The organism is Archangium lipolyticum (genome assembly GCF_024623785.1).
Lineage (GTDB): Bacteria > Myxococcota > Myxococcia > Myxococcales > Myxococcaceae > Archangium > Archangium lipolyticum.
Window position 1 is genome coordinate 186874 of the sequence record NZ_JANKBZ010000018.1, and the last position, 26070, is coordinate 212943.

The window sequence follows — 26070 nt, forward strand, 5'->3', positions numbered from 1 at the left end:
CTCACGAGACGGGAAGGGGTGGCTGGAGGCCGCGAGGCTCCTCGGCGGAGACGACTCGCACCGAGCCGTCCGCCAGGACGTCATGCACGAACACCTGGTGGGCGGGCGAGAGAGGCACCACCGAGTCGCCATGGGCGAGGAGGTCCACCGTACGCCCCCTCAGTTCCACCCGCACCTTGCCCGGCTGATTCCTCCCCACCGGCACCACCACCCGGCCGAGCCGCCCCACCACATCCTCGGGCCGCACCACGCTGCCCACCTCGGCGCGGCCCAGGCCCCGCAGCACGCGCGAGGCGATGAGCCCCGCGCCCAGCCCCACGCCCGCCGACAGGCCCGCGGTGAGCAGCGTTCCCGCCTCTCGCGCCAGGGTGGACAGGAGCACCCCGGTCAACCCGAAGAAGGCGAGGAAGAAGGTCCAGAAGAACAGCGAGGCCAGCGGGAGCGCGCGGCCCAGGGCGCCTCCCTCCGTGGCGCCCTCTGCGCCCTCGAGCCCGTCCACGCCCCCGGCCTCGCCGCCGAAGAGCAGCGAGAGCAGCAGCAGCCCTCCACCGATGATGAAGCTCGTGACGTAGAGCGCGAACATGTGGCCCTCCGCGCGAGGCGATGATGCCCCGGTACGAAATAAGCTGGGGCCGGGCCATGTCCGCGGCGAGCGAATTCGTATGCTGCTACGCGATTGCGCGGCCCGGCACCCACCGAGCCCAGCAGGCGCCGGGAGGGCGATTGGCCGCCCAGGCCCTCGCCGCGCCCAGTGGGAGATTCCTCTCCCGTCCGGGGAATGGGCGGGCGCGCGACCTGGTGGTACATGCGCCTCATGACGAGCCCAGACGACCTCGAGGCCCTGATTCAGAATACGGAGAGCGGCACCGGACCCGCCTTGTCGCTCCGGGGCCGCGGTCTGGCAGCCCTTCCCGAATCCATCGGTGCGCTCACCGGGCTTCATGAGCTCGACGTGACGGGAAACCAGCTCGCCTCCCTCCCGGAGAGCATCGGCCGCTTGACGCGCCTCACGCGGCTCCTGGCCGACGACAATCAGCTCGCGTCGCTCCCCGAGTCGCTTGGCCAATTGACCGGGCTCGAGCAGCTCTTCGTGGACGGCAATCAGCTCACCTCCCTTCCCCTGGCCATCGAGCGGCTGGCGCGCCTCGAGCGGTTGGACGCGCGGGGCAACCGGCTCACGGCCGTTCCGGAGGGTCTCTGCCGTCTGCGTGGGCTCGAGGACCTGCGTCTGGGAAGGAACCGCCTGACGTCGGTGCCCGAGTCGCTCTGGCACCTGACAGAGCTCGAGACGCTGGACCTCTCGGAGAACCAGCTCACGTCCCTGTCCGACGGCATCGGGGCGCTGTCGAAGCTACGAATGCTGGACCTGGGGCACAATGCGTTGACCCACCTGCCCGAGTCGCTTGGCAATCTGACCGGTCTCTCGGGTTACCTCTACCTCAGCGACAACCAGTTGACGTCCCTGCCCGCGTCACTCGGGAAGCTGAAGGCGCTGCGGTATCTCAACGCCACGGATAACGCGCTGCGGGCCCTCCCCGAAACCCTGGGCGGGATGGAGGCGCTCGCGGAGCTCCGCTTGTACAACAACCAGTTGGCGGTGCTCCCTGAATCGCTGGGCCAGCTGGTGAACCTCAAGGAGCTCCACCTGAAGAACAACGCATTGGTCTCGCTCCCCGGGTCCATCGGCCGGCTGACGCGTCTCAGGAAGCTCAGCCTGGAGAACAACCGATTGACGTCTCTCCCGGAGTCGATTGGCGGCCTCACCCGCCTCTCGGAGCTCGACTTGAGGAACAACAGGCTGGGTGCGCTCCCCGAGTCGCTGGGCGGGTTGACCCACCTCGAGTACCTCGACTTGAGGGGCAACCTGCTGCGTTCCCTCCCCTCGAGCATCAGAGAGCTCCCGAACCTCCAGAAGCTGGATCTGCGGTGGAACAAGCTGTCGTCACTACCCGGGTGGCTCGAGCGGCTCGAGCGGCGCGGATGTACGGTGTACCTGTGACGGTCGCCCCTCCAGGTGGGGGCGCGTGAGTCGTTGGCGCTTGTCCTGGCCGCCCGTGTCGCCGAGCCTGCCACGCTGAAGGGCGCGCTGATGGGCGGGGCGGGCATGCAACCGCTCGAGATAGGTGCCGAGGTTGGGAAGGGATTGAAAGACTTCCTGGGCGCCCGTGAGCCGCGCCGCTTCCAGCACGAAGCTCATCTGGATGTCGGCGGCGCTGAAGCTGTTGCCCACCAGGTAGTCCCGCTCCGCGAGGGCTCCCGAGATGTAGCCGAAGTGGTTCTTCACCTCGCTGGAGATGCGAGGCATGAATGGCGCGCCCCCCTTGGACTGCATCCGTCATCCCTACGTCCGTGTCGATGATCGGCCTGGCCCGGATCAGTGATCGGCTTGCTCCGGATTCGGTGATCGCGATGGTCCGGTGCACGCACAGCGCCACGCTCGCCCCCGTGGAGCCCCGCTTCCACCCGGACGTGGCGCCACTCCTCTCCCGCGTGGTGGATGACATCGCCTTCCACGAACGCCAGCGCAAGATCACCGAGCTCAACGCATACCAGCCGCCCGAAGCCGACGAGTGGGTACCCCTCGAGTCCACCCTCCCTCCGGACGTGGAGAGCCCGGAGCGTGTGCGCCAGTACTATGGCCACCTCTCGGAGCAACTCGTGGCGCTCCTGCACTCCAAAGTGCCCTCCGTCTTCAAGGAGACCCCTGAGTCGCTCACGGACGTCGATGCCCACTTTCTGCGCGACCGATTCCCGATGATCTTCGAGCGGGAACGCATCGACGAGCACGCGGTGCCCGCCGTGGCCGCGTACCTGGGGGAAGTCCTGGTACGCAACCTCGGCGGGCAGTGGATACCGCGCAAGAAGCTCGGGGAGATGCAGGTGCGCGTCGGCCCTCGCGTCTGGTTTCCCTATCTCCGAGCCCACCGCTACATGCGCTCGTGCCAGTCACTGCTGGACCGCTCCCTCACGCAGCTCTACCGCGTCGCCGAGCGCCACCGCTCCTGAACCTTCACACCGGCTGGTCCTTCTTCGGCGGCGTGGGCACCTGCAGGCCCGCGGACCGCGCCAGGCCCATGACTCCCTCCACCGCCGCCGCGATGTAGCCGAACGGGTTGGCCCCATCCACCGCCGTCACGTGCACCTCGCCCATCTTCTGCTGGAACGCCGCCGCCACCTGCGGCAGCTGCTGCGCCAGCACCAGCTGGATCGCCTCCGGCGAGAGCGTGTTGTCGATCTCCTTGAGCGCGCGTACCTTCGCCAGCTCCGGGTCCTGGATGATCCGAGCCTTGCGAGCGTCCATCTCCGCCATCGCCAGCTCGGCCTCGGCAATCGCGCACCGTGCCTCCGCCACTTTCGCCTGCGCCCTCGCCCGCTCAGCTTCCTGCTGCAACACCGCCATCATCGACGTGTGCCTCGCCGTCTGCGCCTGCTGCTCCTGGTGCAGCTTCTCCAGCTCCGCCTCCGCCTTTACGGCCGCCATCTGCCGCTCGTGCGCCAGCCTCGCGGCCTCCTGCTCCTGCTCCAGCTTCAGCCGCTCCAGCTCCGCCTGCGCCTTCGCCGCCGCCAGCGCCCGCTCATTCGTCAGCTTCGCCGCCTGCGCCTGCTGCTCCAGCTTCAACCGCTCCAGCTCCGCCTGGGACCTCGACGCCGCCAGCGCCCGCTCCTGCGCCAGCTTCGCCTCCGACATCCTCCGCTCGGCCTCGAGCTGCGCCAGCTTCTGCGCCTCCTCCGCCTTCGCCTTCTGCTCCCTCACCTCCAGCTCGGCGTTCAGCTTCGCCAGCGCCGTCTCCCGCTCCAGCCCCACCTGCGCCTGCCGCGTGCTCCGCTCCTTCGCGACCCGCGCCTCCTCCACCCGCGACTCGACCGCCAGCGCCTCCAGCTTCGCCTGCTCCTCCGCCTCCTGCCGCTTGTGCCGGACCTCCTCCTCCGTCGTCAGCCGCGTCAGGGCGATCTGCCGCTCCGCCTCCGCCTCCTCCCTCCGGATGAAGCGCTCCTTCGCCAGCTCCGCCTCGCGCGCCACCCGCTCCTGCTCCTGCCGGAAGCGCGCCTGCATGTTCGCGAACACCGTGTCCGACAGCACCCGCACGTCCTGGATTTCAATCGTGTCCAGGACCACGCCCCACCCCGTGTCGCTCCGGTCCTCCAGCCTCCCCTTCCCCGACACCACCGGAGCAATCTCGCGCATCAGCTCCGCGGCGATGCCCTCCTTGCGCTTGGAGAGGCACTCCTCCACCGACAGGTTCGCCACCAGCCGCCGTACCGCGCCCACGAACATCTCGCGCAGCAGCTCCGCCAGCTTCTGCTGCGCCCGCTCCGGGAAGGAGAAGTTCAGCATCCGGAAGGCCACCAGCGGGTCGACGATCCGGTACACCGCCAGGCCCGTCACCTGCACGCCCACCTTCTCGCTCGTCACCTGGTCCGCGGTGAACTGCAGCCGCTGCACGCTCGTGGGGACGATCGCCACCGCGTCGCCCGGCAGCTTGAAGCACGAGGCCCCCTGCCCGCTCACCTCGCGCACCCGGCCCCGGCGCATGTGGATGAGGAACTCGCTCGGCTTCGCCGTCACCAGCCCCCACTTCTTCATCTTCTCCGGATCCTCCGCCGGCTTCCCCGCCCTCCACCCATCCTGGTACCGGTGTGGGTCCTCCCCCCCACCCCGGGGCGGCTCGCCTCCCCCGCTCCTCGCCAGCTCCGACCGCCCTCCCACCGACAGCTCCATGGCCCCCACCGCGTTCAGCTTCATCGCCCGCTTCTCGTTCGTGCCCATCGGCGCATCCCTCCGGAAGTCGCGGTCTCCCGGAATTGCAGCCTGTCGGCCAACGCCCCGCTGCCCTGAAATCGCGCACTTGGCCGTACGGGGTGCACCAAGGTGGCGCGGGTGCTCCGAAATGGAGCGCCCCGCTCCGGTCCACTCCGTGATAGAGGACTGAATCGGTCCGATTCGCGGTTGAAAGACTCGGGGCCGCCGCTCCTTATGTCGGCTTGACCAGAGGGGTCCCGATTTTATAATTGACCGGTCCAGTCCACATTAGGTGTGTCCATGTAGGAGCACCTAGCAACGTCGCGGGGTTATCCCCCACCCACGGCGAGGGGCCGGACAGTCGCCTGGAAGGTCTACCGAGATGCTGAAGCTGCCGATCTACATGGACAACCACGCCACCACCCCGCTGGACCCGCGGGTGCTGGAGGCGATGCTGCCGTACCTCAAGGAGGACTTCGGCAACGCGGCGTCGCGCAACCACGCGTTCGGCTGGAAGGCCGAGGCGGCGGTGGAGCAGGCGCGCAAGCAGGTGGCGGCGCTCATCGGCGCGTCCGACAAGGAGATCGTCTTCACCTCGGGCGCCACCGAGTCCGACAACCTCGCCATCAAGGGCGTGGTCGAGTTCTACAAGGACAAGGGTGACCACATCATCACCCTGAAGACCGAGCACAAGGCGGTGCTCGACACCTGCAAGCGGCTGGAGCGCGTGCGTCAGGAGCGCCTGGACGAGCTCCGGCAGATGCGGCTGGCCCAGCTCACCGGCACGCCCGTGTCGCGCGACAACCTCGCCGAGCTGTCCATCAAGCACGACCTCGACAATGACCCTGTGTACCGCCAGTGGGCCGAGCTGCCCACCGGTGGCGCGCGCGTCACCTACCTGGACGTGGAGAAGGATGGCCGGATCGATCTGAAGAAGCTCGAGGCGGCCATGACCGACAAGACCATCCTGGTGTCGATCATGCTCGCCAACAACGAGATCGGCACCGTGCAGCCCGTGGCGGAGATCGGCAAGCTGTGCCGCCAGAGGGGCATCCTCTTCCACTGCGACGCGGTGCAGGGCATCGGCAAGGTGCCGTTCAACGTGGAGGAGATGCACGTCGACCTGGCGTCCATCTCCGCACACAAGATGTACGGGCCCAAGGGCGTGGGCGCGCTGTACGTGCGCCGCAAGCCGCGCGTGCGCATCGCCCCCATCATCGACGGTGGTGGCCATGAGCGCGGCATGCGCTCGGGCACGCTGAACGTGGGCGCCATCGTGGGCTTCGGCAAGGCGGCGGAGATCGCCCGCCAGGAGATGGCCGACGAGTCCGCGCGCCTCTTCCGTCTGCGCGAGCGGCTCCGCAAGGGCATCATGGACCAGCTGGACATGGTGACGGTGAACGGCTCGCTGGAGCACCGCCTGCCGGGCAGCCTCAACATCTCCTTCGCCTACGTCGAGGGCGAGGCGCTGATGATGGCCATCAAGGACGTGGCGGTGTCCTCGGGCTCCGCGTGCACGTCGGCCTCGCTCGAGCCCTCGTACGTGCTGCGCGCCTGCGGCGTGGACGAGGAGCTGGCGCACAGCTCCATCCGTTTTGGCCTCGGCCGCTTCAACACCGAGGAAGAGGTCGACTACGTCATCAAGCTCATGGTGGACAAGGTGAACCGTCTGCGCGAGATGAGCCCGCTATACGAGATGGCGAAGGAAGGCATCGACCTCAAGAGCATCGAGTGGACGGCGCACTAGCACCGTTGCGCGCCCTCCCCTGGTGGGAGGGCAGGCGGGCTCCCGACCCCGGCGGGATTGGCGGGCAACGGACCCGGTGACAAGGCTTCAGAAGGGAATCCCCATGGCTTACAGCGACAAGGTCATTGAGCACTACGAGAACCCCCGGAACGTCGGCACGCTCGACAAGGCGGACCCCAACGTGGGCACCGGTCTGGTGGGAGCCCCCGCGTGCGGCGACGTGATGCGCCTGCAGCTGAAGATCAGCGACGACGGCATCATCGAGGACGCCAAGTTCAAGACGTTCGGGTGCGGCTCGGCCATCGCGTCCAGCTCGCTGGTCACCGAGTGGGTGAAGGGCAAGACGGTGGACCAGGCGATGACGATCTCCAACAAGGACGTGGCGCGCGAGCTGGCGCTGCCGCCGGTGAAGATCCACTGCTCGGTGCTGGCCGAGGACGCCATCAAGGCGGCCATCGAGGACTTCAAGAAGAAGCGCGAGGCGCGGCAGCAGAAGGCGTAGTGCAGCGCCCCGAAGGGAGGAGGCACGTGATGAACGAGCAGGCGAGCAACCAGACGAGCCAGACGCAGACGACGCCTGCCGCCGCCCCGGCCGCGAAGCCGGCGCGAGGCATCACGCTGCATGACAGCGCGGTGGGGCAGCTCAAGAAGCTGCTGGCCGAGCGGCAGACGCCGGACGCGGGGCTGCGCATCGCGGTGCGTGGCGGTGGGTGTTCGGGGTTGGCGTACGTGATGGAGTGGGCGGAGAAGCCGCGCGAGAAGGACAAGATCTTCGAGCGGGACGGGGTGAGGGTGTTCGTGGATCCGAAGAGCTACCTGTACCTGCTCGGCACGGAGATCGTGTACGAGTCGACGCTGATGGCCTCGGGGTTCAAGCTGAACAACCCGAACGTGAAGGGCTCGTGCGGCTGCGGCGAGAGCTTCTCCGTGTAACGACCCGAGCAAGGCCCCCTCTCCCTCTGGGAGAGGGCTGGGGTGAGGGTCTTCGAGAGTCATCTGGGGGCTCGGCCGCGGAAAGCCGGGCCCTTTCGTTTTGCCCCGGAAAGGGGAAGCGCTGGTGAAGTGCTGGAACTGTGAAAAGGACACGGCGGGGCGCCCGTTCTGCCCGGCCTGCGGAAAGATCGCCGCGAGGCCGCCGGGTGCCACGCACTTCGACGTCTTCGGTCTCCCCCGGGCGTACGACGTGGACGTGCCCGCGCTGGAGAAGCAGTACCGGGAGCTCTCCCTCCAGCTGCACCCGGACCGGTTCGCCCAGGCGGAGGCGCGAGAGCGCCGGCTCTCGCTGGAGCAGACGACGGCGCTCAACGAGGCCTACAAGACGCTCAAGGACGGGACGAAGCGGGCCTTCTACCTGCTGAAGGTGCACGGGGTGGACCTGGAGCGGGAGGACGCCGGAGCGCAGAAGGACATGCCCCTCGAGTTTCTCGAGGAGGTGATGGAGCTGCGCGAGGCGCTCGACGAGGCCATGGAGGCCAAGGATTTGGAGAAGGCCCAGAAGATGGCCACGGACGTGGAGGGCCGGAAGAAGGCCGCCCTCCAGGAGGCCGTGGACACGCTGCGCACCCTGGAGCAGGGGCCTGCGGCCGAGTCATCGGTGAAAAAGGCATCGCACGCGCTGGGACGGGTGCGGTACTTCACGCGCTTCCTCGAGCAGGTGGAAGCCTTCGAGGAGGAGATGCTGGCGTGAGCAAGAACGGCTACCTGCAGATTCATGACCCGCTGAAGCCCAAGGGGCACGCGGTGGGGATCGACCTGGGGACGACGAACTCGCTGGTGGCGAGCGTCATCCAGGGCAAGCCTCGCTGCCTGGTGGCGGACGAGGGAGACTCGAACCTCCTGCCCTCGGTGGTGCACTACGGGAAGGATGGGGGCGTGGTGGTGGGCTCGCGAGCGAAGCAGCTCGCGGCCGAGCACCCCACCGACACCATCATCTCCGTGAAGCGCTTCATGGGCCGCAGCCCGGAGGACGCGGAGACGCGCAAGCTGGGCGCCTACAAGTTCGCCAGCGGCGGCAAGGTGGTGCGCTTCGAGGTGGCCGGAGGCCAGCCGGTGACGCCCATCGAGGTGTCCGGGGAGATCCTCCGCGCCATCAAGCGCCGCGCCGAGTCCCACTTCGCCGGCAAGGTGGAGCAGGCCGTCATCACCGTGCCCGCCTACTTCGACGACGCCCAGCGCCAGGCGACCAAGGACGCGGGCCGGCTCGCGGGCCTCGAGGTGCTGCGCCTGCTCAACGAGCCCACCGCGGCGGCGCTCGCCTACGGCCTCGACAAGGGCAGCCAGGGCACCTACGCCGTCTATGACCTCGGCGGCGGCACCTTCGACGTCTCCATCCTCAAGCTGGTGGAGGGCGTCTTCGAGGTGAAGTCCACCGGCGGCGACTCGGCCCTGGGCGGCGATGACTTCGACCGGGCCATCGCCCAGCGCGTGCTGGAGGCCATGGGCCAGTCCTCCCCCGCCCCCACCCTGGTGGCCGAGGTGCTCGCCGCCTCGCGCAAGGCCAAGGAGGCCCTCACCGACGCCCCCGAGGTGGAGCTCACCGTGGGCGCGCACCGGCAGACGCTGCGGCGCCCGGACTTCGAGGAGTGGATCCGCCCGCTCATCCAGAAGACGGGCGTGGTGTGCCGCCGGGCCCTCAAGGACGCGGGGGTGGCGGCCTCGGAGCTGGACGGCGTCATCCTCGTGGGCGGCGCCACCCGGGTGCCCGCGGTGCGCCGCTTCGTGGCCGAGCTGTTCGGCCGCGAGCCCCTCAGCGACATCGACCCCGATCAGGTGGTCGCCCTGGGCGCGGCCGTCCAGGCGGACCTGCTCACCAACGTGGACCGGCAGGACGAGGTGCTCCTGCTGGACGTCATCCCCCTGTCGCTCGGCCTGGAGACGATGGGCGGCCTGGTGGAGAAGCTGATTCCGCGCAACTCCACCATCCCCATCGCCGCCGCCCAGGTGTTCACCACCTTCAAGGACGGGCAGACGGGCCTGGACGTCCACGTGCTCCAGGGCGAGCGCGAGCTGGTGGAGGATTGCCGCAGCCTCTCGCGTTTCACCCTGAGTGGGATTCCACCCCTACCCGCCGGCATGGCGCGCGTGGAGGTGCGCTTCCAGGTGGACGCGGACGGCATCCTCGCCGTCACGGCCAAGGAGCAGAGCACCGGCACCACCCAGTCCATCACCGTGAAGCCCAGCCATGGCCTCACGGACGAGGAGATCGAGCAGATGCTGCTCGACTCCATCGACCACGCCGAGGACGACGTGCAGGTGCGCCAGCTGCGCGAGCAGCGGGTGGAGGCCGAGCGCGTCCTCGCCGAGGCCGGGCGTCAGCTGGGGGAGCACGCCGCGCTGCTGGTGGGCGGGGAGCGGGCCACCATCGAGGCGGCCATGGCGAAGGTGCGCGAGGTGGCTCAGGGGAACGACCACCACGCCCTCAAGGAGTCCATCCATGCCCTGGACGAGGTGTGCAAGCCCTTCGTCGAGCGGGTGATGAACCAGGCCCTGACGAAGGTCGTCGCGGGCCATTCGGTCGAGGAGTTCTGACGTGCCCAAGGTCCATTTCAAGAGCCCCCTGGACGACGTCACCGTGGAGGTGTCGACGGGGACCACCCTGCTGGACGCCGCCGAGAAGGCCGGCGCCCAGGTAGGCCACTCCTGCGGCGGGGTCTGCGCCTGCTCCACCTGTCACATCTGGGTCCGCAAGGGCCTGGAGTCCCTCTCCGAGCAGACGGACCAGGAGATGGACCGGCTGGACATGGGCTTCGACGTGCGCCCGTACTCCCGCCTGTCCTGCCAGACCGAGCTGGGGAATGAGGACGTCTTCGTGGAGATTACCGAAGAGTCCCTCACGGCCTTCATGGACGAGAACCCCGCCGTCCGGCGCCGGCTCGAGTCCGAAGGGAAATGGCCGTTGAAGAAGTGAGGTTGAAACAACTGCTTGACGGGGACGGTTCAGGCATCTATACACCGCACCCGTCGACGCAACGCACCGCCGAGACGCACCGCCTGCCCAGGTGGTGGAATTGGTAGACACACTAGATTCAGGGTCTAGCGCCTGCAAGGGCATGGAGGTTCGAGTCCTCTCCTGGGCACTGAAAAAGGCTCCGGCTGAAAAGCCGGGGCCTTTTTCTTTTTCCGCATCAGCTCGGCACGTGGACGGGCTCCACGGCCTCGTGGGCCACGTGGCTCGCCGCCTCGCGCGCCAGGCTGCCGCCCTTGCGGAGGTCCCTCAGCCGGATGCCGCGGATGCGCACCGACAGGGCCCCCACCGCCACCTGGCTCACCACGGTGCCCAGGTGGGTGAGCGTGGCGAAGGCCGCCGCGTCCTCGGGTGAAGCGCCCAGGTTCCGCGCCGCCCAGCTGGTGACGAAGTAGTAGATGCCCATGCCCGCCGGTACCCCGGGGAACGACTGGCCCAGCGCGATGGCCCCCAGGATGACGGTGCCCGCGAAGACGCCCCCGTGGATGCCCAGGGCGTGCAGGCCCAGCCCGTAGCCCAGGGCGGGCGCCAACACCGGGGGGATGGAGAACAGGAGCGCCACCGCCATGCCCCGGAAGCTGCGCGCGGTGCCCAGGCCCTCGGACACGTGCCCCAGCAGGTGCTGCAACCGCGGCAGCCGCTTCTTGCGCTCCAGCAACCGGGCGAGCGGCAGCGCATAGTGGGCCAGCAGCACCACCAGCACCACCAGCCCCACGCACACCCCCACCGCCGCCCGCAGCGCCCCGGAGAACTGGGCCATCGTCTCGCCGAAGGGGCCGACGAAGGACAGGGCCACCAGTCCCATCAGCGCGGCGAACTCCAGCAGCTTGCACACCGCCACCGAGCCCAGCGACTGCAGGAAGGGAATCCGCTGGGTGCGCGACAACAGGAAGGAGCGGATGAAGTCCCCCAGCTTCCCGGGCAGCGCGTTGTGGGTGAAGGCGCCAATGGCCACCAGGTGGTAGCGCTCGCGGATGGGCACCGGCTTGCCCAGCGTCTTCTGCCACTGCATGGCGCGGAACGGGATGATGGACGCCGACAGCAGCATGAAGGGGATGAGCCAGCGCAGGTGGCCGGGCAGGTCGTGGACGAACTTCCCCAACGAGAAGCGCGGGATGAGCAACGGCCCGTCGCCGCCCAGGTTCCACCGGAAGAAGGCGGTGGAGATGAGGATGGCGGACAGCACCACCCCCACCAGCACGGCGAGTGCCTTGAGGTACGTCCGGCCCGCTGGCCCCTTCATGTCGCCTCCGCGAACCTCGTGTCCGGGTACACCACCGGCCGGGCGCCGTCGCGGTACACCTCGGACAGCCTCTCGTGGAGCTGCGTGCAGTGGCCCAGCCCGGACAGGTCCACTGGAAGGTCGGTCGGCCAGCAGATGACGCTGGACGTCTCCGTGCGCGTGAGGCCGCCGTGCGAGCCGAACTCCCAGGCGAAGCCCACCGTGCCGCCCTTGCGCACCGCCTGGCCGAAGAGCACCAGATCTCCCGCCGTGGACATGTGCGGCAGCTCGCGCAGGTAGTCCGCCACCGCGCGGCGCGAGAACTCCGTCGACAAGGGCGCGCTGTCGATGTCGTCCGGCCCGTACACCCCGCCATTGATGACCGCCACCGCCGAGTCACCCCGCCGCATCGCCACGATGCCGATGTCCGGGTGGCGCGTGGCCCTCGCGAGCACCTCCGGGTGGCGCGCCACCAGCTGCGCGGCCTCGAGCGGCTGGAGCCCCCGCGTCAGGTAGACGTGGGAGAAGTTGCCGGACTCGATGACCACCGGCTCCTCCGTGGCCCAGGGCTCCGACTCCACCGGGTGCGGACGGCCATCGAGCAGCCCTCGCGCCACGTCCTCGGAGAGCGGAGGAGCCTCGCCCTGGAGGAGGAGCGCCTCGAGGCGCTGGCTCGTGCGCTGCTCCAACGGGAGGCTGTCCACGTGGCCGTGGTCCGTGAGGAAGACGAGGTCGTAGCCAGGGTCCACCGTCCGGGCCACGGCGTAGAGCTCGGCCAGGTAGGCATCCACGCGCCGCAGCTCCGAGAGCGCCTGCTCCGACTGGGGGCCGCGGCGGTGGGCCACCTCGTCATAGTTGCCGTAGACGAGGTACACGGCGGGCACGCCCCGCACCATGTCCACCAGGGCCTTGGTGTGAGCGAAGCTCCACCCGAGCCGCTGGAGGAAGACGCGGCTGATGAGGAAGCCGCCCTCGTGGCGCCAGTCCCGGAGCGCGCGGCTCCAGCGGTAGACCTCGGTGAAGGCCCGCCACGCGTCCTTGCCCAGCCCTCGCAGATACGAGAGGGGCGTCTGCGTCCGCGCCACGAGCACGCCCTCCATCTCGTGCTTGAAGCCGCGCGCCATGACCTTGAAGTTGGCCAGCGTGCTCATGCAGAGCCGGTTGTTGGCCTGGGCCTGGAAGAGCGAGAAGTACGTGTGTCCACCATCGGCCAGCAGGCTGGCGCCCTCGCGGCGCCCCAACCGCTCCTCGATGGCGAGCGCGTCGCGCGGGGTGTTCATCTGCACCTTGCGGCCGAGCTCCCGATCGAACCAGCTGTAGGCGGGCAGGTTGGGATGGCGCAGGCCATAGAGGAAGCCCGCCTGGAAGAAGGGCGTGGAGGCAGGCGAGCCCCAGAAGGCATCGTCCAGGGAGTAGGTACCCGAGCGGACGAGCTTCGAGAGGAACGGCATCCGTCCAGTGCGGACGGCCTCATCCAGATGTGCCTTGGGCACCCCGTCCAGATGGACGACAAGCAGCTTGCGCCGGCGCGAAGCCGGCACAGGGGGAACCTTCGCCCCCACGCGTCGCACGTACTCGCGGGCCCAGGACTGCAACTGCGGGCTGATGATGTCGTTCACGTCTCGCACGTCTCGTCTCCCCTCCCCCATCCGTGGCCGGGAAGATGCGCACCCGGGAGGACACCAGCCGTGCGATGAGATCAGGCCCGCTGGAGAGCGGCCAGACGAGCGAGGGCATTTGATGTCAAGATGGTCCCGCCCCTTGGCGACGTGTCACCTTGTAGCGTGATGCTGACGACCGCGCTGCTGTTGACGACTCTCGCCACCGCCACGGCCGCCGCCCCGAGCGCCGTTCCCGCCGCGACCTCCGCCCCCGAGGAGGAGCTGCCGCAGAAGAAGGAAAAGGGGTTCGACGCCATCGCGCTGCCCCTGGTGAGCTACAACTCGGACCTGGGCTTCACCTATGGAGGCGTGGCCGGAGCGTACCTGTACGCGCCGGGCCACAGCCCGTACCAGCACGGCATCGCCATCCAGGCGATGTTCACCAGCCGCGGGCAGCAGAACCACTACCTGCGCTACGACGGGCCGCAGCTCATCGGGCCCATGCGGCTGGAGTTCCGCCTGGAGTACCGGCGCGAGCTGCGCAGCCCCTTCTACGGGGCGGGCAACGTGTCCGCGCAGGACTTCAAGGGCGACGAGAACCAGGAGCGCTTCAACTACCAGAAGGGCTCGCCCGGCGTGTGGCTGCGGCTGCGTGGCCGGCCCTGGGGAGAGAACCACCCCTTCCAGTCCTACGTGGGCTACTCGTGGCGGTACACGGAGGTGGACACGTTCGACACCTCGCTGCTGAAGGAGCAGAGGCCGGTGGGCATCGAGGGCGGGCCCACGGGACAGCTGGCGGCGGGCGTGCTCTGGGACACGCGAGACAACGAGTCGGACCCGACGCGAGGCGGCGTGGAGGAGCTGGCCCTGCGCGTGTCGGGGAACGCCACGTGGAGCCGGTACCAGTACGCGGGCGTGACGCTGAGCGAGCGGCGCTTCTGGAGACTGGGGCCGCGCATCCTCCTGGCGCAGCGGCTGACGCTGGACATGCTCTTCGGCGAGGTGCCCTTCTTCGAGTGGGTGAACACGGGCGGCGTGAGCACCTCCGAGGGCATCGGCGGCATGAGCAGCGTGCGCGGCATCGAGCGCAACCGGTTCGCGGGCAACATCAAGGCGTTCTCGAACACGGAGCTGCGCGTGCGGGCCTTCGACTTCCGGCTGCTCAAGGCGCCGGTGACGGTGGGTGGCGTGGCCTTCGTGGACCTGGGACGTGTGTGGCACCCGGACGTGGTGGATGGCCCGTGGTGGAAGTGGCATCCAGGCGTGGGAGCCGGCGTGCGGGTGGCCCGGCGCGCGGCGGTGGTGCGCTTCGACTGGGCGATGTCTCCGGAGACGGGCCGCAGCCGTGTGTACCTGAACTTCGGTCACATGTTCTGAGCCTCCCGGGCCTCAGGGCCTCGCCTCCTGCTCGACCTGGGCCTGGGCCTGGGCCAGGCTGAACGAGAACGTCGAGCCCCTTCCCTCCTCGCTCTCGAACCAGATGCGGCCGCCGTGCTTCTGGATGATCTGCTCGCTCAGGTGCAGCCCGACGCCCATGCCCCCCCGGTCGGACGCGAGCCCGGCATGGGCGCGATAGAACCGCTCGAAGAGCTGGCCCTGCCGCTCCCGGGGAATGCCCATCCCATGGTCCCGGACCGACACCACCACCAGGGTGCCCTGGAGCGTGACCGACACCTCGATGTCTCCCCCTCCGGGCGAGTACTTGATGGCGTTGTCGAACAGATTCACCAACACCTGCTCGATCCGGTCCGGGTCCGCGTCCACGAACACGGAGCCCTCCTGATGGAGCACGAAGTGGTGCCCGGAGGAGACACCGCGCATCCGCTCGAGCACGTCCTCCACCAGCGCGCCCAGCTCGAAGCGCTGGCGCTGCAACGCGAGCCGGCCGAGCTGGAGCCGGGACACCTCGAGCAACTCCTGCACCAGATGGGTGAGCCGATCACTCTGACGGTTGAGGATCTGGAAGGCCCTGCCCTCCCGGGGCTCGTGCCCTCCCGGTGTCCAGCGATCGAGCAGCTGGGCATACCCCTTGATGGTGGTGATGGGCGTGCGCAGCTCGTGGGCGGCGATGGAGAGGAACTCGTCCCGCATCCGCTCCAGGCGCTTGAGCTCGGTCATGTCACGTATCACCACCACCGCCAGCTCCGGCGGCCGTCCCGTGCCCGAGAGGACCGGGGAGGCGGTCACACTGATGTGGAGCCGTTCTCCACTCGGGCGCTGAAGCTCGAGCGCCTCCTCGCGCACCGTCTCGCCTCTCAGGGCCCTGCAGCTGGGCAGCTCGTCACATGCCAGGGGCCTCCCATCCGGATGGCGGATATCGAGCAGTGTGAGCATCTGGCAGACGTCCTTGGGAAGCCTGTCCGGATGGAGTCCCAACAGCTTCAGCGTGGCCTGGTTCGCCTCCACGATCCGCCCCTGGGCGTCGACCAGGAAGAGCGCATCCGCCATGCTCTCCAGACTGGCCCGGTGGAGGGCCTCGGACCGGCGCAGGGCCGAGGTATCCCGCTGGATGAGCGCGTACAACAGGGCCGAGGTGGCGGCGACGAACAGCCAGCCCTTGAGGATCTCCACCAGGGTGAAGTGGCCGACGCTCCGCACCACCGCCGAGGCGAGCACGTCGGAGAACATGATCCACAGCGCGGCGACCAATGCGTAGAAGACCACCGGCCGCCAGACAGGGGGAGGCCAACCCGCTTTCCGCGCCGAGGGCATGACTGAGTCAAACCTAAACGGGGTGTCCCCCCACGGTCGGGTGTGGAGGGACATCCGCCCACTGGGGATGCGAGCAGGCGAGAGGGCCTAGAACCTGCGCAGCGAGGACCAGGGGAAGGGCTGCCAGTAGGGCGTGGCCACCGTGTCGGCCTCAAGCGAGAACCAGGGGCCGTCCTCGCCCGGAGAGAGGACGTGGAAGTCCTGCGCCGGGATGAACCCCTGGCCGAGCAGCGCCACCCGCTCGCCCGCGGCGTTGCGCGCCACGTCCAGCACCAGCACGGCGTGCCCCGGGCTGCCACCCAGCACGAAGAAGTCCCCCGGCCGCACGTCCTCGCGCCCGGGCCGCTGCTTCTCGGTGGCCAGCGACAATGTCCCCGCGTAGGTGAAGACCAGGTCCAGGTACGCGCGGAACGAGGCACGCGAGCCATCCGTCGCCCCGCTCCTCACCCACGTCACCTTGGAACCCGACACGCGAGCGCGCTCTCCAGCCGCGTAGCGAGGCCAGGCGGCCAGGTGCCCGCTGGTGAAGCGATAGGCGATGCGCTCCTTCTGGCCCCGCGACCACTGCCACTCGGCATGCAGGCGGATGATGGAGTCCGCGCACTGCTGGAGGTTGGCCGTGCCCACGTCCAGCTCGGCCACCGCCGCGACGGAGGCATCATCCCCGGCGCGGAGCTCCTGGCCCCGGAAGTCGCGCACCGGCGTCCCCTCCGGACGCAACGGCAGGCCCCGCAGCCACGCGCCGAAGGACCCCTCCTCTACCGGCACCCGCATGTAGCCGGATGGAGGAGCAATCGCCTCGCCCAGCGGACGGATGGAGCGCTCCGCGGACAGCCAGGGATAGCGGGCCCGTTCCTCCTTCGTAGGCGCGCGGGGCTCGGAGGGAGCCGCCAGCGCGCCTCCCGGGAGGACCAGGAGGGCGGCGAGCTTCACGAGCGCCAACAGCCGGTGGGGCGTCTTCCTCATGCCTTGGCTCACTTCCAGGCGTCGAGCCACGAGCGCAGCCGTGCGTCCGGCTGGGCCTCGCCGCGTATGCCGGGCTCCACCTCGAGCTCCAGCGTGTGGAAGCCCCGCGAGCGGATGCCCTCGAGCAGTTCGGCGCGCTTCTCCGCGTCCTGGGCGAACAGGATGCACCCGTCTCCGCCTCCGGCGCCGGACTGCTTGCCCACGCACCCGTACGCCGAGGCCATGCCCAGCACCCGGCGCATCGGCTCGGTCTCCAGCGGGCCCAGCTCCTGGAGCAGCGCGTGCTGCTCGCGCACGGCCTCGGAGAAGGCGCGGAAGTCCCCGCCCCCGAGCCCCACTTCGATCTCATGCCCCAGCGCGTCCGAGCGCTCCACGAAGGCCCGGCGCCCCGCCTCTCCCATCTTCGCCTCCACCTGCGAGATGAGCACCCGCGTCGAGGCGCTCTCCCCGGTGAAGGCATACCCCAGGGACAGCTTGGGAGTCGGCAGCCGCCACACGTCCACCTGCGGGGCCGAGTCCAGCGCCGCGCGGTAACCACCGGCGCTCGACGCCTCGATGAGGCCGGACACCTCGTAGCGCCGGTAGCGCGCCACGCCACCCGCGTAGCTCGCGGCCACGTCTCCTCCACTGCCCTTCCCGCCCTGCGCCGCCGCGTGGGAGACGAGCGCCACCTTCAGCGCGTCGAACTTCTCCTCCAGCACGAAGCGCACCGCGTCCGCCGCCAGCACCGTGGCGCACGCGCTGCCGCCCATACCCAGCTTCTTCCCATTGGGCCCCACCGCCGAGGGGGACACCGCCAGGTCGAAGCCCACGGACTCGCGCCCGTACAGCCGCAGCGCCTCGTCCAGCGTGCGCGCCACGAAGGAGAAGCCCGGGGGCACCTCGCGCTCCCACTTCACACCCCGAGGCGTCGTCCGTCCCGACAGCGTCCCCTCCTCCACGCACACGTGCACCTGGCTGTCCGAGCGCCGGCGCACCAGCGCCGACGTGCGCGGACCCACCGCCGCCACGCGTGACACGCCGCCCCACAGCACGGCGTACTCGCCGGACACGAACAGCTTCCCCGGGGCCGAGAGGGCGCGCTCCATCAGAAGAGGTGCTCCGTCAGCAGCTTCGCGTCACCGCCCGGCACGCACCGCACCACCTCGATGGCGCCGCACGCCCTGGCCACCGCCTCCGCCGCCACCTCGTTCGCCGCGTCCGTCAGGATGCAGGGGTTCGGCCCCGCGTCCAGCGTGAACCACACCGGCACGCCCTTCTTGCGCTGCTCGCGCAGCGAGTGGATGAGCTCCAGCGTCTTCGGCAGCAGGTAGCAGAGCGGCGGATCCGCCGCGAGCGACGTGGCATGCATCCGCCACGCGTTGCGCTCGCACAGCTCGCCCAGCGCCTGCAGATCCTTCCGGGCAATCAGGTCGCGCGCGCGCACCACCTCGGCCTCGGCGTCCTTCACCCACGCCGGGTAGTACGGGCTGGTCTCCACCGCGTTCTTCATGCCGTCGCGCGACTTCACTTCCTTCTCGTCGCGGTTGACGATGGCCACCACCATGCGCAGCTCCGGCCAGTGCTTCTCGTCGAAGCGCTGCACCGCGTAGCTGTCCGTGCCGTCCGGGCGCTCGCCGCGCATCCACTCGCAGAAGCCGCCCTGCACGCTGCGGCACGCCGAGCCACTGCCCATCCGGGACAGGATGCTCGCCGCCCTCGGGTCCGCGGGCAGCCCCGCCGCCGCGCGCGCCGCCACCGCCAGCGCCGCGAAGCCCGCCGCGCTGCTGGCCAGGCCCGCCGCCGCCGGGAAGTCCCCACGCGACACCATCCTCGCGGGGCCCAGCTTCGCGTCCTTCGCCTCGGCCCGCACCGCGTCCAGCACGCGCAGCACGCGGTCGCGCTCGCTGCCCTTGGCCACGTAGCCGTTGAGCTCCACCTCATCGGCCGAGCCCACCCCGAAGGCCACCGTCGTCCGCACCGACAGCGGCGACAGCGTCATCGACAGGCTCGACTGGTGGGGGAGGATGAGCGCGTCATCCCGCTTCCCCCAGTACTTCACCAGCGCGAGGTTCGGGTGCGCCAGGGCAGTGGACTTCATGCCGCCCCCCTCGTGCCCTCGGCACGCGGACCCGCCAGCTGGCTGTCGAAGCAGCGGATGCCCTGCCGCGTGAGCTCGTGCACCACCGGATCCGTGTCGTTGAACAGGCCGATGACGGCGCCACCGTCACCACCGGCTCCCGTCAGCTTGGCGCCCAGCGCGCCCATGTTGCGCAGCCGGTGCACCATGTCGTCCAGCCCCGGCGAGGACAGGCCCAGCGCCGCGAGCAGGCCGTGGTTGACGTTCATCACGTCCCCCAGCGCCTCCAGATCGCCCTCCTCCACCGCCTCGGCGCCCTCGGAGGCCAGCAGGCCGATCTCCCGGAAGATGCGCTGGTAACGCTCGGACCAGCGCTTCTGGCGCTCGCGCAGCGCGCCCACCGTCAGCTTCGTCGGGCTGCGCGCGCCCGCCATCACCACCACCAGCTTCAGCGGCCGGGGGCTCTCCACCACCTTGGCCCGGCCCTGCTCCGCGCCCGGCTTGCGGCGGTAGAGGATGAGCTGCTCCATGGCGCTCGTCGTGTGGTCCACCCCCGACGGCGTGCCGTGGAACTCCTGCTCCATCTCCCACGCCACGGCCGCCACCTCGGACGCCGTCGTCTTGCGTCCCGCGGCCTGCAACAGCACCCGCGTGCACGCCACCGACAGCGCTCCCGAGCTGCCCAGCCCCATCGACAGCGGCAGATCCGTGTCGAACGACACCTTCACCCCGGGCTCACCGCACGCCGCCGTCGCCCGCGCGAAGGCCGCCTTCAGCACCTTGCGCTGCTCCGGCATCAGCGCGTCGGGGATCACCAGCTGGCACTTGTTCGAGGGCTCTCCGCGCGCCGTCACACCGCGCGACAGCGGACCCGCAAGCGCCGGGTAGCCGTACACGACGCTGTGCTCACCCAGAAGGATGACCTTGCCCGCGCCGAAGCCCACCAGAGTGTCGTTCGTATCCATGATGTCCTGTCATGGGCTGGCGGCAGGGAGACCCTCACCCCAGCCCTCTCCCAGAGGGAGAGGGGGCCTACACGGGTTCAACACCCGGACATCCCCCTCCCTCACCCTGGCCCTCTCCTGCTCGGAGAGGGAGTGGTTCAGCCTTCGGTGCCCGTGGCGGCGCGGAAGTCTTCCTCCGACAGCGAGGCGATGATCTCCCGGGCCTTCTCCACCTTCACGTGGCCCGCCGTCACCAGCAGGTCGGCGATCTTCTCCACCCAGTCGCCCCGCGCGCCCGCCGTCACCGCCACGCACCGCGCGTGCAGCGCCATGTGGCCCTTCTGGATGCCGATGGAGCCCAGCGCCCGCACCGCCGCGAAGTTCTGCGCCAGACCCACCGCCGCGAACACCATGGACATCTCGCGCGCCGACTCCACGCGCAGCAGCTTCATGGCCACCTGCACGCCCGGGTGCACCTTGATGGGGCCCCCCACCGTGCCCAGCGACATGGGCAGCTCGATGCGGCCCACCAGGTGCTCCTCATCCACGTGCCACGTCGACAGCGGCCGGTACTGGCCATCCCGCGCGGCGAAGGCATGCGCGCCCGCCTCGATGGCGCGCCAGTCCTGACCCGTGGCGATGGCCACCGAGTCGATGCCGTTCATGATGCCCTTGTTGTGCGTGGCCGCCCGGTACGGGTCCGCCAGGGCGAAGCGGCTCGCCTGGTAGATGCCCTCGGCGATGAGGTGGCCCGGCATGTCGAAGTCCGCCAGCGCCTCCACCGGAATCCGGCACGTGGCGCGCGCCAGCCGCCGGTCCGCCAGGTTGGAGAGGATGCGCAGGAACACCTTGCCGCCCGTGAGCTGCTCGATGAGCGGCGCCACGCCCTCTGCCATGGTGTTGATGAGGTTGGCCCCCATCGCCTCCTGCGTGTCGATGATCAGGTGCACGACGAGCAGCGGCTCGCCACGCGGGCCCTCGGGCGCCGGCAGCACGCGCACCTCGATGTCCTTGCAGCCACCACCGCGCTTCACCATCGACGGGTGGAAGCTGTTGGCCAGCGCCAGCAGGGCCTCCTTGGCCGCGAGGATCTTCTTCGTGGCCTCGGTGGGATCCCCATACCGGGTGAGCTGCACCTGGCCGATCATGATGGGGTCATCCGCCTCGGCGCTGAAGCCGCCCGACTCGCGGACGATCTTCGAGGCGAAGGACACCGCGGCCACCACCGACGGTTCCTCCACCGCCATGGGCACCAGGTAGTCGCGGCCGTTGACCTGCATGTTCAGTCCCAGCCCGAGCGGCAGGGAGAACGTGCCCACGGCGTTCTCGATCATCTGGTTGGCCAGGCCGGGCTGCAACGCGCTGATGCCCTGGAGCTGGGCCAGGTCCATCTCGTCCAGCTGCAGCATCTCGGCGAGCTTCTCGTGCCGAGCGACCATCGACAGCTTGTGGAAACCAGACAACCGGGACGTCAACGTTTCGGACATTATCCTCTCCACCGCGGACGGAACCTCGCCCGCGGGAATAATCCCTACAGTGCCGCGAGCCAGTCCTTCAACTGGCCCATGATGACCCGGGGTTTCTGGCGGAGCTCACCGCAGTTCCTGCTGCCGGTGAGCACGAGCGCCTGACGCAGCCCGGAGAGGATGATGGCAAGCGCCTGCTCGGCCCCTTCCAGTCCGCCCTCCTGCTGGGCTCGGAAGAGCGGCAGCGCCGTGCCGGCCACGTCCGCGCCCAGGGCGATCACCTTCGCCGCGTCCAACCCCGTGCGCAGCCCGCCCGAGGCCACCAGCCGGACGTCCGGGCCCACGGCCCGCCGCACGGAGGCGATGGCAGCGGCGGTGGGGATGCCCCAACTGGAGAACTCCGCGCCCACCTGGGCCTGCACGCCCGTGGCGCGCAACTGCTCCACCCGCACCCACGAGGTGCCGCCCAACCCCGACACGTCCAGGTTGCGCACGCCCAGCTCCACCAACCGGCGCGCCACCTCGGGCCCGATGCCGCACCCCGTCTCCTTCACCAGCAGGCGCGAGCCGAAGGCGCGCACCAGCCCCTCCACCACCTTGTAGCCACCGCGGAAGTCGCGATCGCCCTCGGGCTGGGTGAGCTCCTGGCCCGCGTTGAGGTGCAGCGCCATGCCGTCCGCGCCGATGTCCTCCGCCAGCCGCCTCACGCCGTCCACACCCATGCCCACCGCCTGGTACAGGCCGATGTTGCCCAGCAGGGGAATGGTGGGCGCCACCTGGCGCACCTGGAAGGTCTCCGTGAGCTGCGGGTTCTCCGCCATGGCCCGCTGACTGCCCACGCCGAAGGCCAGCCCGTGACGCTCGGCCAGCGTGGCCATGTCGCGGTTCACCGCCCCGGCCCGCTCGGTGCCACCCGTCATGCCGGTGATGAGCAGCGGGTAGCGCAGCCGCTTGCCCAGGAACTCCGTGGAGAGATCCACCTCGTCCACGGCCATCTCCGGCATCGCGCAGTGCACCAGCCGCACGTCCTCCAGCAACGTGCTGTTCCCTTGCGGCTCGACATCCCCGGTGGCGCAGAGATCCAGGTGGGCATCCTTGCGCTTCGCCGTCGCCTCCTCACCCCTGAGTCCCGCCTGACCTTTGGATGGCATGTGTTCTAAAAAATTCCAATGACGTCGAGAGTGTCCGTTATCCGTGATTCCCTAGCAAGTGCCCCAGGCAGGCGCAAGCCACGCCTGTTCAACGGGCTCACACGGTGAGTCCGGGTAGACGGGTCGGAGGCCGGACGCCCTGAGCCCACCGCGTTTGACGCGCCCTGTCGCCTGCTTACGTTTTTTCCGAGACCCCAAGAGAGGGAAAGGAAAGGCAAGGACACGTCATGAGTGCTGGCGGGATGTATGGATCGTCGACGACCCGGGAGAATCCGGGCTTGCGCGGGAGCGGCTGGGGCCACCGGCTGAGCAACGCGCTGAAGACGACGGTGCTGCTGGCCGGGCTCACCGCGCTCCTGCTTCTGGTGGGCGAGCGCCTGGGCGGCCCTCAGGGGCTCGTCATCGCGGGCTTCTTCGTCATCGTGATGAACTTCGCCTCGTACTGGTTCAGCGACCGGATCGCCCTGGCCATGCACGGGGCCCAACCGCTGGAGTACGCCGAGGCGCCGTGGCTGCACCAGATGGTGGAGCGGCTGGCGGCGCGCGCGGGCATGCCCAAGCCGAAGCTGTACCTGCTGCCCACCCGGACGCCCAACGCGTTCGCCACGGGCCGCAACCCGGAGCACGCCGCGGTGGCGGTGACGGCCGGCATCATGGACATCCTGGATCAGCGGGAGTTGGAGGGCGTACTGGCGCACGAGCTGGGGCACGTGAAGAACCGTGACACCCTCATCGGCACGGTGGCGGCCACGCTGGCGGGCGTCATCAGCTACGCGGCGCAGATGCTCTTCTGGTTCGGCGGCTCCATGCTCAGCCGCGATGACGACGAGGACGGCCTCGGCCACATGCTCGGCAACCTGGGCGTGCTGCTGGTGGCGCCCATCGCCGCCACGCTGCTGCAACTGGCGGTGAGCCGCTCGCGCGAGTACGGCGCGGATGCCACCGGCGCGCAGCTGTGTGGAGACCCGGATGCCCTGGCGGACGCGCTGCTGAAGCTGGAGCGGGGCGCGGAGCTGATGCCCTATGACCGGGCGCCGGCCACCTCGCACCTCTTCATCGTCAACCCGCTGTCCGGCGGTGCGATCATGCACCTGTTCTCCACGCACCCGCCCATCCCCGAGCGGGTGCGCCGCCTGCGCGAGATGGGGGTCCGCTCGGGCTCGCGCGCCTGGCGCAGCGCCTGGGCGTAAGGGCCGGGAGCCCCGCCCGCGGGTGGGGCTCCTACCCCGCGGCCTTGGCCTCGGCCGCGGCCGGCAGCGCGGGAGCCACGTCGTCGAGCTTGTCGAAGTGCTCGAAGGGGTTCTCCAGCATCTCGCGCAGCGTGGTGGCCAGGATGCCGGCGTGGAAGCCGTCGATGAAGCGGTGATCGAACGAGGCGTTCACGTTCATGACCTTCCCCGGCACCACCTTGCCGTTCTCCACCACCGGGGCGTCCTTGATGGCGCCCGGGGCGATGAAGATGGGCACGCGCGTGTAGGGCACCAGCGGCACGTACGCCGTGTCCAGCCCCAGCGAGCCCACGTTGGTGATGATGGCCGAGCCGAACGCGTCCCGGGGCATGCCTGCCCAGGTCATGTCCAGGTTCAGCGTGTACATGAGGAAGGAGATCAACCAGGTGAAGAGGTTGAGGAACATGTAGGGGAGCTTCTGAATGGTCCCCTTGCTCTTCTCCAGCGCCTCGTCCCTGCGCTGACGGACCTTCTGGACGGCCGCCTCGAGCTCGGCGGAGATCTCCCGCAGGGTCTTCTGCTCGGCGTCGTCGATCTTCGCCGAGGTCAGGTCCACCTTGCCGCCATCGGTCTGCACCACCAGCGTGGAGACGGTGACGCGCTTGCGCAGGTAGATCTTGTTGAAGCGCAGGATGGCGTTGGCGTCCGGACAGCGGCGCAGGGCCTCGGCCATGGCCTTGGCCAGCAGGTGCGTGACGGTGAGGCGGATGCCCGTCTTCTGACGAAAGGCCTCGATGTAGGCCAGGGCGTTGTCCATCCGCAGCGTCATCGTCCCGTACACGGTCGGGTCATACGCGGTCTTCCAGCTTCCGATGGCGAGCTTGCGGAAGCTGGAGACGTTCTCCTTGGGAATGAGCTCCAGGTGAGCCATGACGCGGGGGTTCCTCCAGACGGTACGAACGAGCCGTCCACCATTACGTGTTTCCCGCGCCCGGAGAAAGCCCCCCTGCCCTGCTCACCGACACCCGGGCCCTCCAGGCATGCTGGCGCCCCCGCTCCTACGTTGAGAGGTGGACTGCGTCATGCCCCTGGGAGGGAGAACGGACGGGGTGGGGCTCGGTCCAGGGGCTGGAGGGCGGGCGACGAGACCTATTGACGTCCCGTCCCCTGACGTTAGGCTGCGCCGCTTTTTGCATCTCCCTGGAGGTCACCCTCGTGCTGGTAGCACTCCTCATCGTCGTCTCGCTGGGCTTCCTCGCGGCGCTCGGCTACATCTTCTTCGGTCCGAAGCAGACCGCCGCCCTCCCCACGTCCCACGGGCGGGTCGAGCTGGATGCCGATACCAGGGCCCGTACGGCCCGCCTGGAGTCCGAGCTCGACCGCAAGCGCAAGGAGCTGGATGAGCAGCGCGGCCAGCTGCAGGAGGTGAAGGAGCAGCTCAAGCAGGCCAAGCGGAAGATCTACGAGCAGAAGGAGTCGGAGAAGGGCGAGAAGGACCTGGCCAGGGCCCGCGCCGAGGTGGAGCGCAACGCCTCCACGCAGCTCGAGGTGGTCCGGGGTGAGCTGGCGCAGGCCGAGGCGGAGATCGCCCGGCTGAAGTCCGAGATGGAGATGGGCCGGGGAGGCCGCCGTGCCGCCGCTCCGGCTCCTGCTCCGGCTCCCGCGCCGGCCGCCGTGGTGAGCACCACGCCGGCCGCGCAGCAGCAGCTGTCGGCCCCGACGAGTGATCTGGTGGTGACCGCGACCACGACCGTGGCGCCCGCCGCCACCACGGCCCCCGCCGAGCCCGTGGCCGAGAAGGGTCCGCGGCGCTACCGCGAGCTGAACGACGCCGATCGCGAGAAGATGGAGCGGCTGGAGGCCACGGCGAACAAGGAGCGGAGCCGGGCGGCCGAGCTGGAGCGCGAGCTCAAGCGCATCAAGGGCCGGGCCGACTCGCAGCAGCGCATCTTCTCCGCCAGCAAGAGCGAGCTGGAGCTGGTGAAGGACAAGTACAAGGCGCTGGAGAAGAGGCTGAACCGGACGCTGCTGGAGAGGGATCTGCTGCGCCGGGCCATCAAGGATCTGGAGAAGAAGACGGGCATGCTGGCCGAGCGTACGGAGCTGACGCCGGACGAGATGGCGGCGAGCGACAAGAAGGTAGAGGAGGCGGCGCAGGCCCGAGCCGCCGCCGAGACGGCGCAGCAGCAGGCGGCGGCCGCGTCGACGGAGCAGACGGGGGCCGCGGGCACCGAGCAGCCCGCGGCGGGCGAGACCCAGGAAGACAAGCCCTCGGCGCCGAACGCGTAACTACTCCCCCCTCTCCCTCTGGGAGAGGGGACGGGGGTG

At 69.5% G+C, this 26070-nt stretch carries 24 protein-coding genes and 1 tRNA gene; 12 read left to right on the forward strand and 13 right to left on the reverse strand.

The window, feature by feature from the left end; translation table 11 throughout:
* Position 1: 1 nt before the first annotated feature.
* On the reverse strand, positions 2 to 583 hold the full coding sequence (locus tag NR810_RS32240) for a hypothetical protein (protein ID WP_257458267.1): 582 nt from the start codon (positions 581 to 583) through the stop codon (positions 2 to 4).
* A gap of 231 nt (positions 584 to 814) precedes the next feature.
* On the opposite strand from NR810_RS32240, the gene NR810_RS32245 reads away from it, so the two are divergent.
* Positions 815 to 1999 carry a leucine-rich repeat domain-containing protein gene (locus tag NR810_RS32245; RefSeq protein ID WP_257458268.1) on the forward strand — a complete coding sequence of 395 codons (1185 nt, stop codon included), beginning with the start codon at positions 815 to 817 and terminating at the stop codon, positions 1997 to 1999.
* Here the strand turns inward: NR810_RS32245 and NR810_RS32250 are convergent.
* Positions 1946 to 2305 carry a glutathione S-transferase family protein gene (locus NR810_RS32250; RefSeq protein ID WP_257458269.1) on the reverse strand — a complete coding sequence of 120 codons (360 nt, stop codon included), beginning with the start codon at positions 2303 to 2305 and terminating at the stop codon, positions 1946 to 1948. The two genes, NR810_RS32245 and NR810_RS32250, sit on opposite strands and share 54 nt — an antisense overlap.
* Before the next feature lie 2 nt (positions 2306 to 2307).
* Here NR810_RS32250 and NR810_RS32255 point away from each other — a divergent pair, with 2 nt between their 5' ends.
* Positions 2308 to 3006 (forward strand): hypothetical protein, encoded by a 699-nt coding sequence (locus NR810_RS32255; protein WP_306818673.1) that lies wholly within the window; start codon positions 2308 to 2310, stop codon positions 3004 to 3006.
* A 4-nt stretch (positions 3007 to 3010) separates the two neighbouring features.
* Here the strand turns inward: NR810_RS32255 and NR810_RS32260 are convergent, their stop codons facing one another.
* Positions 3011 to 4768 carry an SPFH domain-containing protein gene (locus NR810_RS32260; protein WP_257458270.1) on the reverse strand — a complete coding sequence of 586 codons (1758 nt, stop codon included), beginning with the start codon at positions 4766 to 4768 and terminating at the stop codon, positions 3011 to 3013.
* A 358-nt stretch (positions 4769 to 5126) separates the two neighbouring features.
* Here NR810_RS32260 and NR810_RS32265 point away from each other — a divergent pair, with 358 nt between their 5' ends.
* The 7 genes from NR810_RS32265 to NR810_RS32295 all read left to right on the forward strand — a co-directional run bounded on the left by NR810_RS32265 (position 5127) and on the right by NR810_RS32295 (position 10564).
* A complete protein-coding gene (locus tag NR810_RS32265) occupies positions 5127 to 6488 on the forward strand; it encodes an IscS subfamily cysteine desulfurase (protein ID WP_257458292.1) in 1362 nt (453 codons plus the stop codon).
* Between the two features lie 103 nt (positions 6489 to 6591).
* Positions 6592 to 6990 carry a Fe-S cluster assembly scaffold IscU gene (gene iscU, locus NR810_RS32270; protein ID WP_204227161.1) on the forward strand — a complete coding sequence of 133 codons (399 nt, stop codon included), beginning with the start codon at positions 6592 to 6594 and terminating at the stop codon, positions 6988 to 6990.
* A gap of 29 nt (positions 6991 to 7019) precedes the next feature.
* Positions 7020 to 7421, forward strand: a complete 402-nt coding sequence (locus tag NR810_RS32275) for a HesB/IscA family protein (protein ID WP_257458271.1) — start codon at positions 7020 to 7022, stop codon at positions 7419 to 7421.
* Positions 7422 to 7608: 187 nt separating this feature from the next.
* Entirely contained in the window at positions 7609 to 8175 is a 567-nt protein-coding gene (gene hscB, locus NR810_RS32280) for a Fe-S protein assembly co-chaperone HscB (RefSeq protein ID WP_257458293.1), read from the forward strand.
* Positions 8172 to 10016, forward strand: a complete 1845-nt coding sequence (gene hscA / locus NR810_RS32285; protein WP_257458273.1) for a Fe-S protein assembly chaperone HscA — start codon at positions 8172 to 8174, stop codon at positions 10014 to 10016. Before hscB ends, hscA begins: the two co-directional genes overlap by 4 nt.
* Position 10017: 1 nt before the next feature.
* On the forward strand, positions 10018 to 10395 hold the full coding sequence (locus NR810_RS32290; protein ID WP_257458274.1) for a 2Fe-2S iron-sulfur cluster-binding protein: 378 nt from the start codon (positions 10018 to 10020) through the stop codon (positions 10393 to 10395).
* An 85-nt stretch (positions 10396 to 10480) separates the two neighbouring features.
* Positions 10481 to 10564, forward strand: a tRNA-Leu gene (locus NR810_RS32295).
* A gap of 48 nt (positions 10565 to 10612) precedes the next feature.
* On the opposite strand, the gene NR810_RS32300 is transcribed toward NR810_RS32295, so the two are convergent.
* Both NR810_RS32300 and NR810_RS32305 read right to left on the reverse strand, forming a co-directional pair.
* Positions 10613 to 11695, reverse strand: a complete 1083-nt coding sequence (locus NR810_RS32300) for a lysylphosphatidylglycerol synthase transmembrane domain-containing protein (protein WP_257458275.1) — start codon at positions 11693 to 11695, stop codon at positions 10613 to 10615.
* Positions 11692 to 13293 carry an alkaline phosphatase family protein gene (locus NR810_RS32305; protein ID WP_257458295.1) on the reverse strand — a complete coding sequence of 534 codons (1602 nt, stop codon included), beginning with the start codon at positions 13291 to 13293 and terminating at the stop codon, positions 11692 to 11694. The genes NR810_RS32300 and NR810_RS32305 overlap by 4 nt, the downstream gene beginning before the upstream one ends.
* Before the next feature lie 129 nt (positions 13294 to 13422).
* Between NR810_RS32305 and NR810_RS32310 the strand changes: the two genes are divergently transcribed.
* Positions 13423 to 14652, forward strand: coding sequence for an outer membrane protein assembly factor (locus tag NR810_RS32310; RefSeq protein ID WP_257458276.1), 1230 nt, complete (start codon positions 13423 to 13425; stop codon positions 14650 to 14652).
* Between the two features lie 12 nt (positions 14653 to 14664).
* Here NR810_RS32310 and NR810_RS32315 read toward each other — a convergent pair whose 3' ends face one another.
* The 7 genes from NR810_RS32315 to fni all read right to left on the reverse strand — a co-directional run bounded on the left by NR810_RS32315 (position 14665) and on the right by fni (position 22573).
* Complete coding sequence (locus tag NR810_RS32315; protein ID WP_257458277.1) at positions 14665 to 15987, reverse strand: sensor histidine kinase; 1323 nt, start codon at positions 15985 to 15987, stop codon at positions 14665 to 14667.
* Positions 15988 to 16074: 87 nt separating this feature from the next.
* Entirely contained in the window at positions 16075 to 16953 is an 879-nt protein-coding gene (locus NR810_RS32320; RefSeq protein ID WP_257458278.1) for a DUF4846 domain-containing protein, read from the reverse strand.
* A gap of 8 nt (positions 16954 to 16961) precedes the next feature.
* Positions 16962 to 18041, reverse strand: coding sequence for a mevalonate kinase family protein (locus tag NR810_RS32325; RefSeq protein WP_257458279.1), 1080 nt, complete (start codon positions 18039 to 18041; stop codon positions 16962 to 16964).
* A complete protein-coding gene (mvaD, locus tag NR810_RS32330) occupies positions 18041 to 19033 on the reverse strand; it encodes a diphosphomevalonate decarboxylase (protein WP_257458280.1) in 993 nt (330 codons plus the stop codon). The genes NR810_RS32325 and mvaD overlap by 1 nt, the downstream gene beginning before the upstream one ends.
* Positions 19030 to 19977, reverse strand: a complete 948-nt coding sequence (mvk, locus tag NR810_RS32335; protein ID WP_257458282.1) for a mevalonate kinase — start codon at positions 19975 to 19977, stop codon at positions 19030 to 19032. Before mvk ends, mvaD begins: the two co-directional genes overlap by 4 nt.
* 137 nt (positions 19978 to 20114) lie before the next feature.
* Positions 20115 to 21443 carry a hydroxymethylglutaryl-CoA reductase, degradative gene (locus NR810_RS32340; protein WP_257458283.1) on the reverse strand — a complete coding sequence of 443 codons (1329 nt, stop codon included), beginning with the start codon at positions 21441 to 21443 and terminating at the stop codon, positions 20115 to 20117.
* A 44-nt stretch (positions 21444 to 21487) separates the two neighbouring features.
* Positions 21488 to 22573 (reverse strand): type 2 isopentenyl-diphosphate Delta-isomerase, encoded by a 1086-nt coding sequence (gene fni, locus NR810_RS32345; protein ID WP_257458284.1) that lies wholly within the window; start codon positions 22571 to 22573, stop codon positions 21488 to 21490.
* A 227-nt stretch (positions 22574 to 22800) separates the two neighbouring features.
* On the opposite strand from fni, the gene NR810_RS32350 reads away from it, so the two are divergent.
* Positions 22801 to 23763, forward strand: coding sequence for a zinc metalloprotease HtpX (locus tag NR810_RS32350; protein WP_407653862.1), 963 nt, complete (start codon positions 22801 to 22803; stop codon positions 23761 to 23763).
* 31 nt (positions 23764 to 23794) lie between these two features.
* Here the strand turns inward: NR810_RS32350 and NR810_RS32355 are convergent, their stop codons facing one another.
* Positions 23795 to 24673, reverse strand: coding sequence for a 2-oxo acid dehydrogenase subunit E2 (locus NR810_RS32355; RefSeq protein WP_257458285.1), 879 nt, complete (start codon positions 24671 to 24673; stop codon positions 23795 to 23797).
* A 287-nt stretch (positions 24674 to 24960) separates the two neighbouring features.
* Between NR810_RS32355 and NR810_RS32360 the strand changes: the two genes are divergently transcribed.
* Complete coding sequence (locus NR810_RS32360) at positions 24961 to 26031, forward strand: coiled-coil domain-containing protein (RefSeq protein ID WP_257458297.1); 1071 nt, start codon at positions 24961 to 24963, stop codon at positions 26029 to 26031.
* The last annotated feature ends 39 nt before the right edge of the window (positions 26032 to 26070 follow it).

Excerpts from the sequence above, each read along its gene's own strand:
- NR810_RS32240 (WP_257458267.1), bottom strand. The coding sequence starts at position 583 with ATGTTCGCGCTCTACGTCACGAGCTTCATCATCGGTGGAGGGCTGCTG.
- NR810_RS32245 (WP_257458268.1), top strand. The coding sequence starts at position 815 with ATGACGAGCCCAGACGACCTCGAGGCCCTGATTCAGAATACGGAGAGC.
- NR810_RS32250 (WP_257458269.1), bottom strand. The coding sequence starts at position 2,305 with ATGCCTCGCATCTCCAGCGAGGTGAAGAACCACTTCGGCTACATCTCG.
- NR810_RS32255 (WP_306818673.1), top strand. The coding sequence starts at position 2,308 with ATGGCGCGCCCCCCTTGGACTGCATCCGTCATCCCTACGTCCGTGTCG.
- NR810_RS32260 (WP_257458270.1), bottom strand. The coding sequence starts at position 4,768 with ATGGGCACGAACGAGAAGCGGGCGATGAAGCTGAACGCGGTGGGGGCC.
- iscU (WP_204227161.1), top strand. The coding sequence starts at position 6,592 with ATGGCTTACAGCGACAAGGTCATTGAGCACTACGAGAACCCCCGGAAC.
- NR810_RS32275 (WP_257458271.1), top strand. The coding sequence starts at position 7,020 with ATGAACGAGCAGGCGAGCAACCAGACGAGCCAGACGCAGACGACGCCT.
- NR810_RS32300 (WP_257458275.1), bottom strand. The coding sequence starts at position 11,695 with ATGAAGGGGCCAGCGGGCCGGACGTACCTCAAGGCACTCGCCGTGCTG.
- NR810_RS32310 (WP_257458276.1), top strand. The coding sequence starts at position 13,423 with ATGGTCCCGCCCCTTGGCGACGTGTCACCTTGTAGCGTGATGCTGACG.
- NR810_RS32315 (WP_257458277.1), bottom strand. The coding sequence starts at position 15,987 with ATGCCCTCGGCGCGGAAAGCGGGTTGGCCTCCCCCTGTCTGGCGGCCG.
- NR810_RS32320 (WP_257458278.1), bottom strand. The coding sequence starts at position 16,953 with ATGAGGAAGACGCCCCACCGGCTGTTGGCGCTCGTGAAGCTCGCCGCC.
- NR810_RS32325 (WP_257458279.1), bottom strand. The coding sequence starts at position 18,041 with ATGGAGCGCGCCCTCTCGGCCCCGGGGAAGCTGTTCGTGTCCGGCGAG.
- mvaD (WP_257458280.1), bottom strand. The coding sequence starts at position 19,033 with ATGAAGTCCACTGCCCTGGCGCACCCGAACCTCGCGCTGGTGAAGTAC.
- mvk (WP_257458282.1), bottom strand. The coding sequence starts at position 19,977 with ATGGATACGAACGACACTCTGGTGGGCTTCGGCGCGGGCAAGGTCATC.
- NR810_RS32340 (WP_257458283.1), bottom strand. The coding sequence starts at position 21,443 with ATGTCCGAAACGTTGACGTCCCGGTTGTCTGGTTTCCACAAGCTGTCG.
- fni (WP_257458284.1), bottom strand. The coding sequence starts at position 22,573 with ATGCCATCCAAAGGTCAGGCGGGACTCAGGGGTGAGGAGGCGACGGCG.
- NR810_RS32350 (WP_407653862.1), top strand. The coding sequence starts at position 22,801 with ATGAGTGCTGGCGGGATGTATGGATCGTCGACGACCCGGGAGAATCCG.
- NR810_RS32355 (WP_257458285.1), bottom strand. The coding sequence starts at position 24,673 with ATGGCTCACCTGGAGCTCATTCCCAAGGAGAACGTCTCCAGCTTCCGC.